Source organism: Sorangium sp. So ce394 (assembly GCF_051474665.1).
Lineage (GTDB): Bacteria > Myxococcota_A > Polyangia > Polyangiales > Polyangiaceae > Sorangium > Sorangium cellulosum_D.
In genome coordinates, this window is record NZ_CP150339.1 from 11,761,499 (window position 1) to 11,775,256 (window position 13,758).

At 74.1% G+C, this 13,758-nt stretch carries 10 protein-coding genes; all 10 read left to right on the top strand.

Annotated features, from left to right (window positions below; all coding sequences use genetic code 11):
• The first annotated feature begins 113 nt into the window (after window positions 1-113).
• The 10 genes from WMF33_RS43445 (at window position 114) to WMF33_RS43490 (ending at window position 13,740) form a co-directional block, all read left to right on the top strand.
• Window positions 114-1,499: a hypothetical protein gene (locus tag WMF33_RS43445; RefSeq protein ID WP_437334098.1), complete on the top strand. Its 1,386-nt coding sequence runs from the start codon at window positions 114-116 to the stop codon at window positions 1,497-1,499.
• Window positions 1,500-1,646: 147 nt separating this feature from the next.
• Window positions 1,647-2,246 (top strand): RNA polymerase sigma factor, encoded by a 600-nt coding sequence (locus WMF33_RS43450; RefSeq protein ID WP_437334099.1) that lies wholly within the window; start codon window positions 1,647-1,649, stop codon window positions 2,244-2,246.
• The gene (locus WMF33_RS43455) at window positions 2,243-3,340 is read left to right on the top strand and encodes a tetratricopeptide repeat protein (RefSeq protein ID WP_437334100.1); all 1,098 of its coding nucleotides are present in this window, start codon (window positions 2,243-2,245) and stop codon (window positions 3,338-3,340) included. Before WMF33_RS43450 ends, WMF33_RS43455 begins: the two co-directional genes overlap by 4 nt.
• Window positions 3,341-3,413: 73 nt before the next feature.
• Window positions 3,414-4,472 carry a hypothetical protein gene (locus WMF33_RS43460; RefSeq protein WP_437334101.1) on the top strand — a complete coding sequence of 353 codons (1,059 nt, stop codon included), beginning with the start codon at window positions 3,414-3,416 and terminating at the stop codon, window positions 4,470-4,472.
• A gap of 60 nt (window positions 4,473-4,532) precedes the next feature.
• Entirely contained in the window at window positions 4,533-5,591 is a 1,059-nt protein-coding gene (locus tag WMF33_RS43465; RefSeq protein WP_437334102.1) for a hypothetical protein, read from the top strand.
• A gap of 58 nt (window positions 5,592-5,649) precedes the next feature.
• Complete coding sequence (locus WMF33_RS43470; RefSeq protein ID WP_437334103.1) at window positions 5,650-7,719, top strand: PEP/pyruvate-binding domain-containing protein; 2,070 nt, start codon at window positions 5,650-5,652, stop codon at window positions 7,717-7,719.
• 64 nt (window positions 7,720-7,783) lie between these two features.
• Complete coding sequence (locus WMF33_RS43475; protein ID WP_437334104.1) at window positions 7,784-8,467, top strand: DUF4956 domain-containing protein; 684 nt, start codon at window positions 7,784-7,786, stop codon at window positions 8,465-8,467.
• A gap of 100 nt (window positions 8,468-8,567) precedes the next feature.
• On the top strand, window positions 8,568-10,688 hold the full coding sequence (locus WMF33_RS43480) for an HlyD family secretion protein (RefSeq protein ID WP_437334105.1): 2,121 nt from the start codon (window positions 8,568-8,570) through the stop codon (window positions 10,686-10,688).
• A gap of 142 nt (window positions 10,689-10,830) precedes the next feature.
• Window positions 10,831-12,066 carry a CotH kinase family protein gene (locus tag WMF33_RS43485; RefSeq protein ID WP_437334106.1) on the top strand — a complete coding sequence of 412 codons (1,236 nt, stop codon included), beginning with the start codon at window positions 10,831-10,833 and terminating at the stop codon, window positions 12,064-12,066.
• Window positions 12,067-12,390: 324 nt separating this feature from the next.
• Complete coding sequence (locus tag WMF33_RS43490) at window positions 12,391-13,740, top strand: Ig-like domain-containing protein (RefSeq protein ID WP_437334107.1); 1,350 nt, start codon at window positions 12,391-12,393, stop codon at window positions 13,738-13,740.
• The last annotated feature ends 18 nt before the right edge of the window (window positions 13,741-13,758 follow it).

The window sequence follows — 13,758 nt, forward strand, 5'->3', positions numbered from 1 at the left end:
CCAGCGGGGCCGTTCCGGCGCCGCCGCCCCGCGGTGATCGCACGAACTCCGCGGTTCGAGGCGGCCCGCCGGGGATGGTGCCCCGGAGGGAAGGATGGTATTTTCCGCAGCCCGTGCCGGCTGCGTCGCTCGCGCTCGCCCTCCGCGCTGCCCGAACGGCCGCGAGCGCGGTGGCCTGCACGCTCCTCGCCCTCCCGGCCGCCGCCGAGGCGCCCAGCGCCGCCCGCGAGGCGCCCAGCGCCGCCCGCGAGGCGCCCAGCGCCGCCCGCGAGGCGCCCAGCGCCGCCCGCGCGCCGGTGCTCGTCCTCGCGGCCTTCCCCGGCGCCGGCCGCATCGACGAGCGGGCCATCGACCTCGTCGCAGCCCATGTCCGCCCCCTCGGCGTCCGCCTCCAGGTCGTCCGTGCCGCCGCGCCGAGGCGCACGCTGCACACCCTCCTCCCCGACGCCCGCGCCCTCGCCGACGCGTGGGACGCGCGGGGCGTGCTCTGGATCGACGCCGGCTCGAGCGACGAGCTGGCCTTGTACGCGGTCGAGCGCGGCGGCGATCAGGTCTACGGCCGCCGCATCCCGGTCCCGCCCGGACAGATCACCGCGGCCCTCGAGTCGCTCGCCAACATCGCCGGCGCCGTCGCCGAGGAGCTCCGCGAGGGGCGCATCGCCGGCCTGGCCGAGGTGGATGTCGCCGCGACCGCGGCCCCGCCGGCCGCTCTCCCCGAGCCCGCCGCGGCCCCCGCGCCCGCGGCGCCCCCCGCGGCAGCTGCAGGCGCGGCGCCGGCCCCGCCGCCGCCCGCGGTCGAGCGGGGCGCCCGCCCCGAGGCGCCGCCGCTGCCCACGCTGGCCGTGCAGGTCGGCTACACCGGCGCGAACTTCAGCGGCGAGGTGCCCTGGCAGAGCGCCGCCGCGCTCCGCGCCTCGTGGGCGCCGGTCGATCGGGCCGTCCTCGGCCTGGGGTACGATCTGGTCCCTGCGGCCACGCTCGGCGACGACCGGTCGCGGTTCGAGCTCGTGCGTCACCCCGTGAGCGCGACCGGCCAGCTCCGGCTCCGGCTCCCGCTCGGCTTCGACCTGCAGCTCGGCGCGCGCGCCAGCGTCGACGTCGTCGAGCGCATCCCCCAGCCTCCCCCGCAGCCCACCCCGTCGTCGCCGCCCGCGTGGCCGCTGCCGGCCTGGCCGCCGCAGCGGGGCGAGCCGCTGCCGCCCTTCCCTCCCCCCTGGCGGTGGCCGCGGATGATGCCGCGGCAGCTGCCCCCGCCCGAGGCCCGGACCGATGTGATCGTCAGCGCAGCGCCGGTCGCGGAGCTCGGGTACCCGCTCACCGAGTGGCTTCGCCTCAAGGCGATGCTGGGCGTGGACGTCCTCCTGTCGCAGCCGGACGCCTCGGTGCACCCGGCCCTCGCGCTCCAGCCCGACCCGGTGCGGTTCGTCGCCGGCCTCGGGCTGGAGCTTGGCCTCTCCTTGCCGGCTTCCCCGGCCGCGGAGGGCGCGGTCCGGCGATGACCGCCCGCGCCGCGTGACCCGGCCCGGAAAGAAAATTGACCCGGGTTGGGCCGTGCGCCGCACCAGGTCGGGGCGATGGACGCTGCGCACACACGAGCTCTTCGCACGAGCCTCGGACCGTTTCCCGAGCCGCGCCCGGCCAGCGCCATGACCCGCCCCCCTTCCCCACCGCCGCCCACCGCGCCCCTGCCGCTCGATCTCGAGCGGATGCGCCGCGCCGGCGCGGGCGATCCAGAGGCGCAGGCCTGGCTCATGACGCACGTCATCCCCCGCGTCCGCCGGATCGCGCGGGCGTTCCTCCGCAGCTCGGCCGACGCCGACGACGCCGCGCAGCTCGCCCTGCTCGCGATCCTCGAGAGCGCCTCGACCTACCGCGGCGAGGCCGCCGTCGAGGCCTGGGCCAGGCGCATCGCCGCCCGCACGATCCTCCGCTACGCCAAGCAGCAGCGCCGCGACGGCGCGCCGGTCGCGCCGGAGAGCGCGATCGACGAGGAGGTCGCCCAGGCGCCGCATCAACCCCCGTTCGAGGCGCTCCCGCGCGAGGCGCGGGCGTACCTCGACGCGCTGCCAGAGGCGCAGCGCAACGTGATCCTCCTGCACCATGCGCTCGATTACTCGATCGAGGAGATCGCCGGAATGACCGAGGTCAGCCCCGACACCGTGAAGAGCAGGCTGCGCCTCGGGATCGGCGCGCTCCGCAAGCAGGTGCGCCAGGACATCGCCATCGGCCGCAAGAGGGCATCATGACAGGGACCCAGAAGCCCGAGATCGATCTGGACCGCCTGCCCGCCATCTTCGCCGCCGAGGCGCGTGGCGAGCCGATCCGCCCGGAGGACGCGGCGCTCCTCCGCCGCGCCGAGCAGGAGGACCCCGAGCTCCGCGGCGAGGCGCAGCTCTGGGCCGCGATCGGGAAGCTCGGCGACGAGCGCGGCGCCGGCCTCGAGCTGAGCGACGCCGCCCTGCTGGAGCGGGTGCTCGCGCGCGCCCACGTCGAGCCCGCGCCGAGGAGCGCGGCGCGGCCGCGCGCGGCGCCGCGGCCGGCGCTGCGGCGAGGGGTCGCGGGGACGCTCGCGGGCGTGGCCGCCGCGGCGACCCTCCTGGGCGCGCTCGCGGCGGAGCTGATCGACGGGCCCTCGCAGGCGCCCCCGCCCGCGCCGGGCACGGGCGAGGCGCTCGCTCCGAGCGGCGCGCCGTCCGCCCCCGCGCCCGCGCCCGGCGAGGACGCGCCCTCGCCGGGCGCGGGCGCGGCGCCGAGCGAGCCGCCGGGAGCGCCCTCGCCGGGCGCGGGCGCGGCGCCGATGGAGCCGCCGGGAGCGCCGTCGCCGGGCGCAGGCGCGGCCGCTCCCCCGAGCGCGCCGTCGCCCCACGCGGGCTCGGCGGCGGGCGAGCCCGCGGCCACCGGCGCGGGCGACGCCCGGGATCGCGCCCCGCAGCCGCCCAGGCCGCGCGCGGAGGAGCTCCCGATCGGCCCCGAGGCGCTGCTCCTGCGCGCGCAGGCCCGGCTCGGGGAGGGGAAGACCGCCGAGGCGAGCGCCGCGTACCGCGCCCTGCTCGCGCAGCACCCGTCCAGCCCCGAGGCGCGGGCGGCGCTCGTGTCGCTCGGCCAGATCGCGCTCCGCCAGGGCAAGCCGGCCGAGGCGCTCGGCCACTTCGAGCGCTACCTCGCCGGCCCCGGCGGCCCCCTCGCGGCCGAGGCCCGGGTCGGGCGGGTGCAGTGCCTGCGCCGGCTCGGGCGGGCGGCCGACGAGCGCGCGGCCATCGCCGACTTCCTCTCCCGCCACGGCCAGAGCGTCCACGCCCCGCGGCTGCGCGCGCGCCTGTCCGAGCTCGGCGGCACGTGAGCGCCGGCGCCCGCGCGGCCTCCGCAAAAAAGATTGACCCCCGAACCTGCGACATCTCCACCAGGTCATCGAGATGTCGCGAAAAATTCGCAGAATTGTAAAATTCCCTCACGGGGTCGGAGGGCGCGCCGGCGTCCTCGTCGGGCTCCTGAGCCTTCTTTCTCTTCACTGCTCGACGTCGGGCACGGGCGACACGACGGGCGCCGGCGGAGGCGGCGGCTCCGGCGGCTCCGGCAGCTCCACCGGGCCCGGCGGGCCGCCCGGCGACCCCACGCGCCTCGTCGGCGCCTTCCAGGTGCGCTCGCTCCCCGACACGCCGGCAGGCGACGCGCCGTCCGGCAGCACGTCGGTCGTCGGGAAGATCTACGACGGGCCCACGCCGTCGCAGATCATCTGGGAGATGGCGGCCGAGGAGGGCAGCTGCCGGCTCCTCACGCCGCGCGTCCCGTTCTGTAACGAGCCCTGCGGGGGCAGCGCCGTCTGCGTCGAGGACGACACGTGCGAGCCCTACCCGGCGGCGCACAGCGCCGGCGCCGTGACGGTGACGGGCCTGAACCTCGAGTCGGGCGAGGCGTCCCTCGTCATGACCCCCGTGGCGAACAACTACCAGCCTCCCGCCGGCGCGAAGCTCAGCTATCCGCCCGCCGACGAGGGCCAGGCGGTCCGCTTCGAGGCCAGCGGCGATTACTTCGGCGCCTTCGCGGTGGAGGCCAAGGGCGTGAGCCCGCTCGAGCTCCTGAACGACACGATCCGCCTCGATCCCGATCAAGACGTGCAGCTCGCGTGGACGCCGCCGGGACAGGCCGGGGGCTCGGAGATCTACGTGAAGCTCGACATCAGCCATCACGGCGGCACCAAGGGGATGATCGAGTGCTCCGCCGAGGACACCGGCTCGCTCGACGTGCCGGCGTCGCTCGTCACGCAGCTCCTCGACCTCGGCGTGGCTGGCTTCCCGACCGTCATCGTCACGCGCAGGTCCGTGGGCTCCACGACGATCACCGCCGGCCGGGTCGATCTCGTCATCTCGTCGCAGATCGAGAAGTCGGTCGAGATCGCGGGGCTCACCTCGTGCAACGACAGCTCGCAGTGCCCCGAGGGCCAGACCTGCCAGCCCGATCTCACCTGCAAATGAGCCTCGCCGCTGCCGGCGCGGCGCACAGCCCAGCTTAACCAAGACAAAGGAACAGACGCCATGACCATCTCTTATCGCCCCTTGCTGCTGCCCCTCGCCGTCGCGCTGCTCTCCACCGCCGTAGGCTGCTCCGGCTCGGACGCGGAGGCGCCGAGCGACGGGACGACCAGCACGTCGTCGAGCTCCGGCGGCGGCACCACCGGCGGCGGCACCACCGGCGGCGGCACCACCGGCGGCGGCACCACCGGCGGCGCGACCACCGGCGGCGCGACCACCGGCGGCGCGACCACCGGCGGCGCCACGACCGGCACCGGCGGCGGGACGACCGAGAAATTCAGCTTCTTCGTGACCAGCCTCGTCGCCATGCAGGAGCTGTCGGGCTCGGAGGACGGCTTCGGGGGCGATCTCCGCTTCGGAGAGACGGGCCCGGGCGCCGGCCTCCGCGGCGCGGACAAGATCTGCGCGACGATCGCCGAGAAGAGCCTCCCGGGCGCGGGAAGCAAGCAGTGGCGCGCGTTCCTGAGCGCCGTCGCGGGAGAGGACGGCAAGCAGGTCGACGCGATCGACCGGATCGGCGAGGGGCCCTGGTACGACCGGCTCGGCCGGCTGGTCGCCAACAACAAGGAGGAGCTGCTCAACGATCGCCCCATCGCGGCCGACGAGGCGATCATCGATGATCTGCCGAACGAGGACGGCGTCCCCAACCACCAGCCCGATCCGAGCCAGCCCGAGGTCGACAACCACGACATCCTTACGGGGACCAACGACCAGGGCAAGCTCTACAGCGCGACGGCCACGTGCAAGGACTGGACGGCCAAGGCGGGCGACAAGGAGGCGGAGGGGCGGCCGCGCGTCGGGCACTCGTGGCCGAGGAACTTCGGCGGAGGCTTCCCCGGCGGCTCCAGCGGCGCGGGCTTCCCCGGCGGCTCCAGCGGCGCGGGCGGCCCCGGCGGCCCCGGCGGGAACATCAACATGGCCAACTGGATGTCGTCCCTCGACGAGTCGGGGTGTGCGCCTGGCATCAACCTCCTGGAGACCGGGGGGCCGCTGCCCAACGAGGCGACCGTCGGCTCGGGCGGCGGCTACGGCGGGATCTACTGCTTCGCGCTGACGCCCTGACGCAGGCGTGCCGGCGCGCGCCGCCCCTCGATCAGCTTACTTGTCTCAGGAGGAGTTCATGTACCAAGGCAATCGCATCACGTCGATCGTCACGCTCGCCCTGCTCTCCGCGGTGCTGCCGGGCGCGTGTGGCGGCGGCGACGCGCCGGACGACGTCGGCGCGGCCCCGGAGGTCTGCGAGCGGAAGGGCGACGAAGCATCGACGGAGTTCCTCAAGCGCGTCGGGTGCGCCGAGGACTTCGAGGCGCTCGCGTCGGCGCCCGTCGACGCGAGCTTGCCCGGCGCGCGCTCGGTCAAGGTGGTCCTGGATCAGGCCGATCAGAACGCGCTCTATTTCCAGAACAGCGTCCTCTACCAGATCCATTACGACTTCGTATCTTCGCACCTCTCCGGCGAGGGGCTGCCCTATGTCCCTCCCCTCGCCGAGTTCAACGCGACCGAGTACTTCACGCCGGATCGCCGCTTCGTCCTCGGCGCGGTGACGCATTACGAGGGTCCCGGCACGTGGGCGCTCGAGCTGTCTCCCTACGACACCGCGTCCGCGGACATGATCACCGCCCTGTTCCGGGCGGTGCAGGGGGCCTCCTTCTTCGGCGCGAAGCTCGCCTTCCACCCCACGTCGGAGGCCGTCGCGGTCGAGGCGGCGAAGCTGCCCGCCGACATCCCCGTGGTCAGCACCGGCGATCTCTACGCGGGGATCGACTACCAGCCGCTCTCGCTCGGCAAGGCCATGGGGCGCCTCCACTTCGCGAAGGCGGCGGATCTCGAGGACGAGTACCTGTCCCATCAGGACATCGTGGTGCTCGACGAGGCGCCCAACGACATCTCGGTCGTCCAGGGGATCATCACCGAGGAGTTCCAGACGCCGCTGTCGCACGTCAACGTGCTCTCCCAGAACCGGCGCACGCCCAACATGGGGCTGCGCAACGCGATGAGCCACCCGGAGCTGCTCGCGCTCAAGGACAAGCTGGTCGAGCTCACCGCGGGGCCGTCGTCCTGGAGCGTCCGCGAGGTCACCGAGGCCGAGGCCGAGGCGTTCTGGGAGGCGCACAAGCCCGAGCCCGTCACGCTCCCCGAGCTCGACCTGACGGTCACCGATCTGCGCGACATCACGGAGGTGACCCCCGATCCGCCGGAGGGCGAGCCGCTCCGGGACGCGATCAAGCAGGCCGTCCTCGCCTTCGGCGGCAAGGCGGCCCACTACTCCATCCTGGCGAGGATCCCCGACCTCCCGATCCAGAAGGCGTTCGCGATCCCGGTCTACTACTACGACCAGTTCATGAAGCAGAACGGCTTCTACGAGCAGATCGAGGCGATGCTCGACGACCCGAAGTTCAACACCGACCCGGCGGCCCGCGACGAGCAGCTCAAGGCGCTCCGCGACGCCATGAAGGCGGCGCCGGTCGACGCCGACTTCCAGGCGCTCCTCAAGGCGAAGATCGAGGCGGAGTACCCCGGGCACAAGATGCGGTTCCGCACCAGCACGAACAGCGAGGATCTCGACGGGTTCCCGTGCGCCGGCTGCTACGACTCGAACACCGGCGATCCGACCGACTGGGAGGACGTCCTCGACGCCATCCGCAAGACGTACGCGAGCGCCTGGAAGCTCCGCACCTTCGATGAGCGCACCTATTACGGCATCGATCACCGGTCGATCGGGATGGCCCTGCTCGTGCACCACAACTTCCCCGACGAGGAGGCGAACGGCGTGGCCATCACCAACAACCCGTTCGACACGGCCGGCGTCCAGCCCGCGTTCTACGTCAACGTGCAGGCGGGCGGCGACGTGGAGGTCGTGGCCCCGCCGGCGGGCGTGACGAACGACGAGTTCCTCTACTTCTTCAGCCAGCCGAACCAGCCGGTCACCTACCTGACGCACTCGACCCTCGTGCCCGAGGGCGAGACGGTCCTCTCGGCGGCGCAGGTCCACGCGCTCGGCGCGGCGCTCGACGCCATCCACACCCGGTTCTCCCCCGCGTACGGCCCCGCGGCGGGCAACACCGGCTGGTACGCGATGGACGTGGAGTTCAAGTTCGACGACGACGCGAACCCGAACGAGCCGCCGACGCTCTACATCAAGCAAGCGCGCCCCTACCCTGGCCGGGGGGCTGCCGCCGGGGCGCCGTGAGGCGACCGCCCGCGCGCCCGGGCGGGCCACGCCCCGCGGTCGCCGCAGGCGAGGACGGACCGTCATGATCGACTGGCTCGGATGGCTCACCCAGGGGAGCGCCGTGGACCTCCGCAGGGCCCTGGTGGCGCTCCTGCTCGCGTTCGGGCTGGGGCAGGTGGTCGCGCTCGTCTACATGGCCACCTTCCGCGGCCTCTCCTACTCCCGCTCCGCCGTGCACAGCATGGCCATGGGCAGCGTCATCACCTGCATGCTGATGCTCGCCGTGGGCAGCAGCCTCGCCGCCGGCATCGGCGTCGCCGTGGGCCTGAGCGCGGTCCGCTTCCGCACGACGCTCCGCGATCCGCGCGACGTCATGTTCGTCTTCGCGGCGCTCGGCGTCGGCATCGCCTGCGGGCTCCAGGCGTTCGGCGCGGCGCTCGCCGGGACGGCGATCTTCGGGGGCGGGACCTTGCTCCTCCACGCCACCGGCTACGGCGCGCGGCGGCAGCCGGACGGCCTGCTCCGCTTCACCGCGCCCTCGGTGCCCGACGCGGAGGAGGCGCTCGCGAAGATCCTCCGCGCGCACTGCCAGACGTTCTCCCTCGTGACCCTCCGGGAGGCCGCGCAGGGGACCCTCATGGAGCACGCCTACCAGATCAGCGTCCGCGCGCCCGAGCTCCGCGCGTCGCTCGTCTCGAGGCTGCAGGCCATCCCGGGCGTGCAGGACGTCTCGCTCATGCTCCAGGAACCGACGCTGGATCTCTAGCGGCCGAGGCCCCTCGTCGAGAGGCCCGCCTCGCTCGCCCCACGGGCGCCCTCGACCCGTTGACGCGACCGCCGTGGTCATCACCGCGCAAGGATCACCGATGCACAGCTACCAGCGACTCCGCTCGGCGCTCAAGGACGCCGGACCCGCGATCACCCTCGTGCTCACGTTCGGAGCCGCGCTGTGGCTCCACCTCGACGGCGGCGGCCCGCGCGGGCAGGTCTTCGGCTTCGCGGAGGCGCTGCCCGAGGCGATCTCGCCGATCGAGACCGCCCGCATCGCCTCCATCGAGGTGGTCGTCGGCCAGGAGGTCGCGGCCGGGCAGGTCATCGCGACGCTGGACGCCTCGGCGATCGACGCCGAGATCAGCGTCGCGAAGGCGGAGAAGGCGCAGGTCGAGGCCGATCTCCGGATGGAGCTCGCCCTCGTCGAGCAGGAGCTCGACGCGGATCGCGCGTCGGTCGAGCGCCACCTCGCGGAGCAGCGCGAGGAGCAGCGCCGGGCGGTGGCCGAGGCGAAGGTGCTGGACGGCGAGATCGCGAGGATGAGGGCGCTCGTCGAGGGCCACCTGACGGTCGTCGACCAGCTGGCGAAGCTCGATCTGCAGCGCGCGACGGTGACGGCGATCGCCAGCGAGAAGCCGCGGACCCTGAGCCTGCTCGCGGCGCAGCTCGAGGCGGCCGATCGGCGCCGGAGCGAGCTCCGGGATCGGACGTCGGGGCTCGCGGCGAAGCTCGACGCGGACGCGCGCGTCGCGTCCGAGAACATCGCGATGCTCGAGCAGCGGCGCGCCGGGTACGCGCTGCGCGCGGCGAGCGCGGGGCGCGTCGCCTCGATCGACCGGCAGCCCGGCGACGTGGTCCCGGCCGGCGAGCCCGTGGTCCAGCTCGTGAGCGCGCGGTCGGGCGCGCGCGCGATCGCCTGCGTCCCCGAGCGGCTCGCGCTCGGCGTCCACGAGGGCGACGGCGCCGAGCTCTGGATCCGGGGCCAGCTCGGCGGTCCGCTGCCGGGCACGGTCGCCGTGGTGGGCCCGGTCGTCTCGGAGCTCCCCCTGCGCTGCTGGCCGGCGCCGGAGGTGCCCGCGTGGGGCCGCGTGGTCACCATCGCGCTCGACGCGCCGGCCGCGCTCGTCCCCGGCCAGGCCTTCGACATCACCTTTGGCGGCGCGCGCGCGGCCGCGCCGCCGAGGCCCGCCCCGGCGCCGCCCAAGCCCGCCCCCGCCGCGCCCGCCCCCGCCGCGCCGCAGGCCGCCGCCGCCGCGTCGCAGCTCCCCATGAAGGTGCCGCCGGCGCTGGCCGGCCGCTCGCGCCTCGAGCCGTCCGGCGTCCTCGCGCGCCCCGGCGAGTCGCGGTACCTCATCGCCAGCGACGACACCGGCCACGAGCGCGACGAGGGCGCGCCGTGGCTCTTCGCGATGTCCGCGGGCGGCGCCGTCGCGCCGGAGCCGGTGCCCGTGAGCGGCGTCGACGAGCTGAGCGACGTCGAGGGGATCGCCGCCGGCGACGCGGGCGAGGTCTACCTCCTCTCGTCGCAGAGCTACAGCAAGAAGGGGAAGCGCAAGCCCGCGCGGACCGCGCTCCTCCGCCTCCGCCCGGAGGGCGGCGGCTTCCGCGTCGACGGCGAGATCCACCTGGCGGAGCTGCTCGACGCGGCCCCCGCGCGCGCCGCGGCGCTCGGCCTCCCGGACGGGACGCGGGCGCTCGACATCGAGGGCCTCGCCTTCTGGCAAGGCTCGCTGTACCTCGGGCTGAAGGCGCCGCTCGATCCGCAGGGCAACGCGATGATCTGGCGCGTCGCCGCCCCGCTCGCGCTCTTCGGCGGCGAGGGCGCCTCCCCGGTCCAGGCCGCGCGGGCGAAGGGCGGCCGGGCCGCGGACGAGGCGAGGCGCTTCGAGGCGGCCCGCGTCTCGCCGTGGGCGCGCGTGCGCGTCGACGTGGAGGTCGACGGGCGGCCCACGCCGGGCGGCATCTCGGAGCTCGCCTTCATGCCGGACGGCTCGCTGGCGATCGCGTCCACGCCCTCGACCGCCGACGGCGACGCCGGCGCGCTGTGGCGGGTCGATCGCCCCGAGGCCGGCGTCCTCTCGCCGCGCCTCGTCCAGCGGTTCCCGGGGCTCAAGCCCGAGGGGCTCACCCCCTCGCTCGCGCCGGGCGCGCTGATGATCGTGTTCGACGCCGGCAGCGCCGCGCCCTCGCTCCAGGAGCTCCCGTGGCGCCCGTGAGCGCGGGCCCCGCCGCCCGGCGCTCTGATCGCGCCGCGCCGCGCCGCGCCGCGCCGCGGCACGGGCGGCCGGCGCCGCCCACGCGGGCGGACGCGGAGGAGAGGCGGTATCCAGAGAGATGCCCCACAGCAAACCGGGAACGATGAGAACCAGCCACGCGTCCGCCGCCCTCGCTCTCCTGCTCGTCGCGGCGAGCCAGAGCGGCTGTCCGGTCCACGAGGAGACCGGCGAAGCGGTCTTCGATCGGACGAAGCTGCACACGATCGCGATCACCGTCGACGAGGCCCACCTGGAGCAGCTCGCCACGGATCTCGAGGACCGCGTGCCGTGCACGCTGACCTACGACGGCGAGGTCATCGAGGGCGCCGGGATCCGGCAGAAGGGCAACGACATCAAGGATCTCGAGAAGAAGCCGAGCTTCAGCGTCAAGATCGACCAGTTCGACGAGCAGGCGGAGCTCGACGGGGTCAAGAAGCTCTTGTTGAACAGCGCCAAGCAGGACTCGAGCTTCCTGCGCGAGCAGATCGGGGGGGACATGCACGAGCGCGCCGGGGTGCCCGCCGCGCGCACCGCGCACGCGGTGCTGAGCCTGAACGGCGTCGACAAGGGCATCTACGTCGTCACCGAGGCCATCGACAAGCGGTTCCTGCGGCGCCATTTCGGCGAGAAGAACGACGAAGGGGCGCTCTACGAGGGGCCGTGCTGCGGCGATTTCGTCGACGACCTCGGCGCCGCCGAGCTCGACGGCGGGGAAGACCCGGGCGCGGCCGCGCTCCGCGCGCTCGCCGACGCCATCCGGGACACGCCGGACGAGGCGCTGGCGGCGAAGGTGAGCGAGCACCTCGACCTCGATCGCTTCATCACGAGCTTCGCCCTCGAGGCGCTCCTCGGCCACTGGGACGGCTACGCGTACCGCGCGAACAACTATTACCTGTACGAGAACCCGGTCGACGGGCGCTTCGTGTTCCTCCCCCACGGGATGGACCGCATCCTGGACGACCCGCGCTTCGACACCGAGACCGCGCCCGTCGCCGTGCTCCCGCGCCGCATCCGCGAGATCCCGGCGCTCGACGCGCGGTTCCGCGCCGAGCTCGACCGCCTCGCGAGCGCGGCGTGGGACGAGGGCGCCGCGCTCGCGGCCATCGATCGGGCGGCGCAGGTGATCAACACGGCCAGCGCCGGCGAGGAGACCCGGGAGGATCTTGTCGAGTTCAACGCGAACGCGGGCCCGCTCCGGGACGCCCTGACGCTGCGCCGCGCCCTGATCGATCCCGCGATCGTGTGCGGCGACGGCGACGTCGGGGGGCTCGAGACGTGCGATGACGGCAACACGGCGGCCGGCGACGGGTGCAGCGCGGCGTGCCGCGTCGAGCCCTGACCGCCGGCGACCCTCCCTTCTGCTGCACGGCGTCGGGCGCCGTGACCGAGCTCAACCGTTGAGTTGCGCAAGCCGCTGCCGGAGACCGCGAACGGTTGCGGGATGGCGCAAAGACCCGCGAACCTCCTGACCTGACAGAGCGCCTCCGGCGCCGCTGAAGCGCAAATTCTCGACGCCTCCGGTCGGCCCTACCGCGGCATGCGCGATGCTGCAGGCGGAGCCCGGCGCGCAAGGGGCCATGGGGCCGCCCTGGAGATCTGCTGTCAGCGGAGCTCGCCGCGCCCGCGATGATGTTGCCGAACGTCACCAGGGAGAAGGTGCACCATGCGAAGCTTATTCCACTCTCGCGCGAGTAAAACGCTGCTCATCGCGCTCGTCGCCGCGACGCCGGCGTGCGACGGGGGCGCGGAGGACGCCGCGGCGAAGGAGGCCGCGGAGACAGGGGCCATCCGTGCGGCGCTCACGGTCGGAGGCCTGCGTCACGATGTCGTCGCGGTCCACTACAAGGTCGTTGCCGCGGACGGCAGCTGCGGTGATGCGGCCATCGCGGAGACCACGAGCGCGCTGGAAGAGGAGGCGCTCCCCGAGCTCGCGCTGCCTCCCGGGTCCAGGGTCCACGCGGGGGCCGACGGCCTCTTCGTGTTGCCGCCCGGCGTCTACCGCGTCTGCGCGACCCCGCTCGGCAACGCCGGCCCTTCGGTGGAGTGCGCCCCCGCCGAGGCGACGGCCGCGGTCTACCCCGAGGGGACGTCCGAGATCACCCTCGTCTCCCAGTGCGCCGGGGCGCCGAACGGCGGGCTCGACGTCGTCGCCGCCCTGAACGACCCGCCGACGATCGACGACATCGACATCGCCCCGAGCAAGTTCATCACGCAGTGCGAGACCGCCGCGATCGCGGTGACGGCGTCGGATCCCGACGGCGACGCGTTCTGGGTCGACTGGGAGCTCACGGGCGGCGCGGGCGAGCTCGCGGGCGACGGCGGCGCCGCGACGTTCACCCCGGCGGGCCCGGGCGTCGCCACGGTCCAGGTGACGGTCACCGATGTGCTTGGCGGGAGCAGCCGGCTCTCGTTCCCCGTGCACGTGTCGGCCGCGGACTGCGGCGGGGCGACCTGCAGCGACGGCATCCAGAACCAGGGCGAGACCGGCGTCGACTGCGGGGGCCCGTGCGCGCCATGCGGCGGCGTCTCGGTCTACAGCTTCGTCGACACGCCGGCGGACGACGTGGGCATCAAATCGCTCTACGACTTCTTCTCGAGCCTCGGCAGCGTGAGCTCGAGCCAGTACATCCTGTTCGAGATCGTCACGAACGAGGGCGCGACCGCCTGGTGCTCCGAGAACGCCGCCTTCTACGTCGACACCTATGTCGCGCAGACGTACGAGGGCGGCGGCGGCTTCCAGTCGGGCCCCTGGAACAAGTACTGGCGCGTGGCCGGCGGCCCCTGGTCAGGACCGGACACGGGGCAATACTGGAACTTCTACGCCGCGAGCTGCGACGAGAGCCCGTACTCCTGGTGCGCCGAGTGGGACCTGGGAGGCTACCGCTGGGCCGTGATGCCCCATCACACCGTGACCAACGGCGAGAGCTACTTCGACTGGAGCTATTCGAACGGCGAGAACTGGGTGGTCACCATCGCGGTCGGCGATGACCGCCTGTCGACCTGCGGCTTCTAGCCAGTCGCCGGCGGGGCT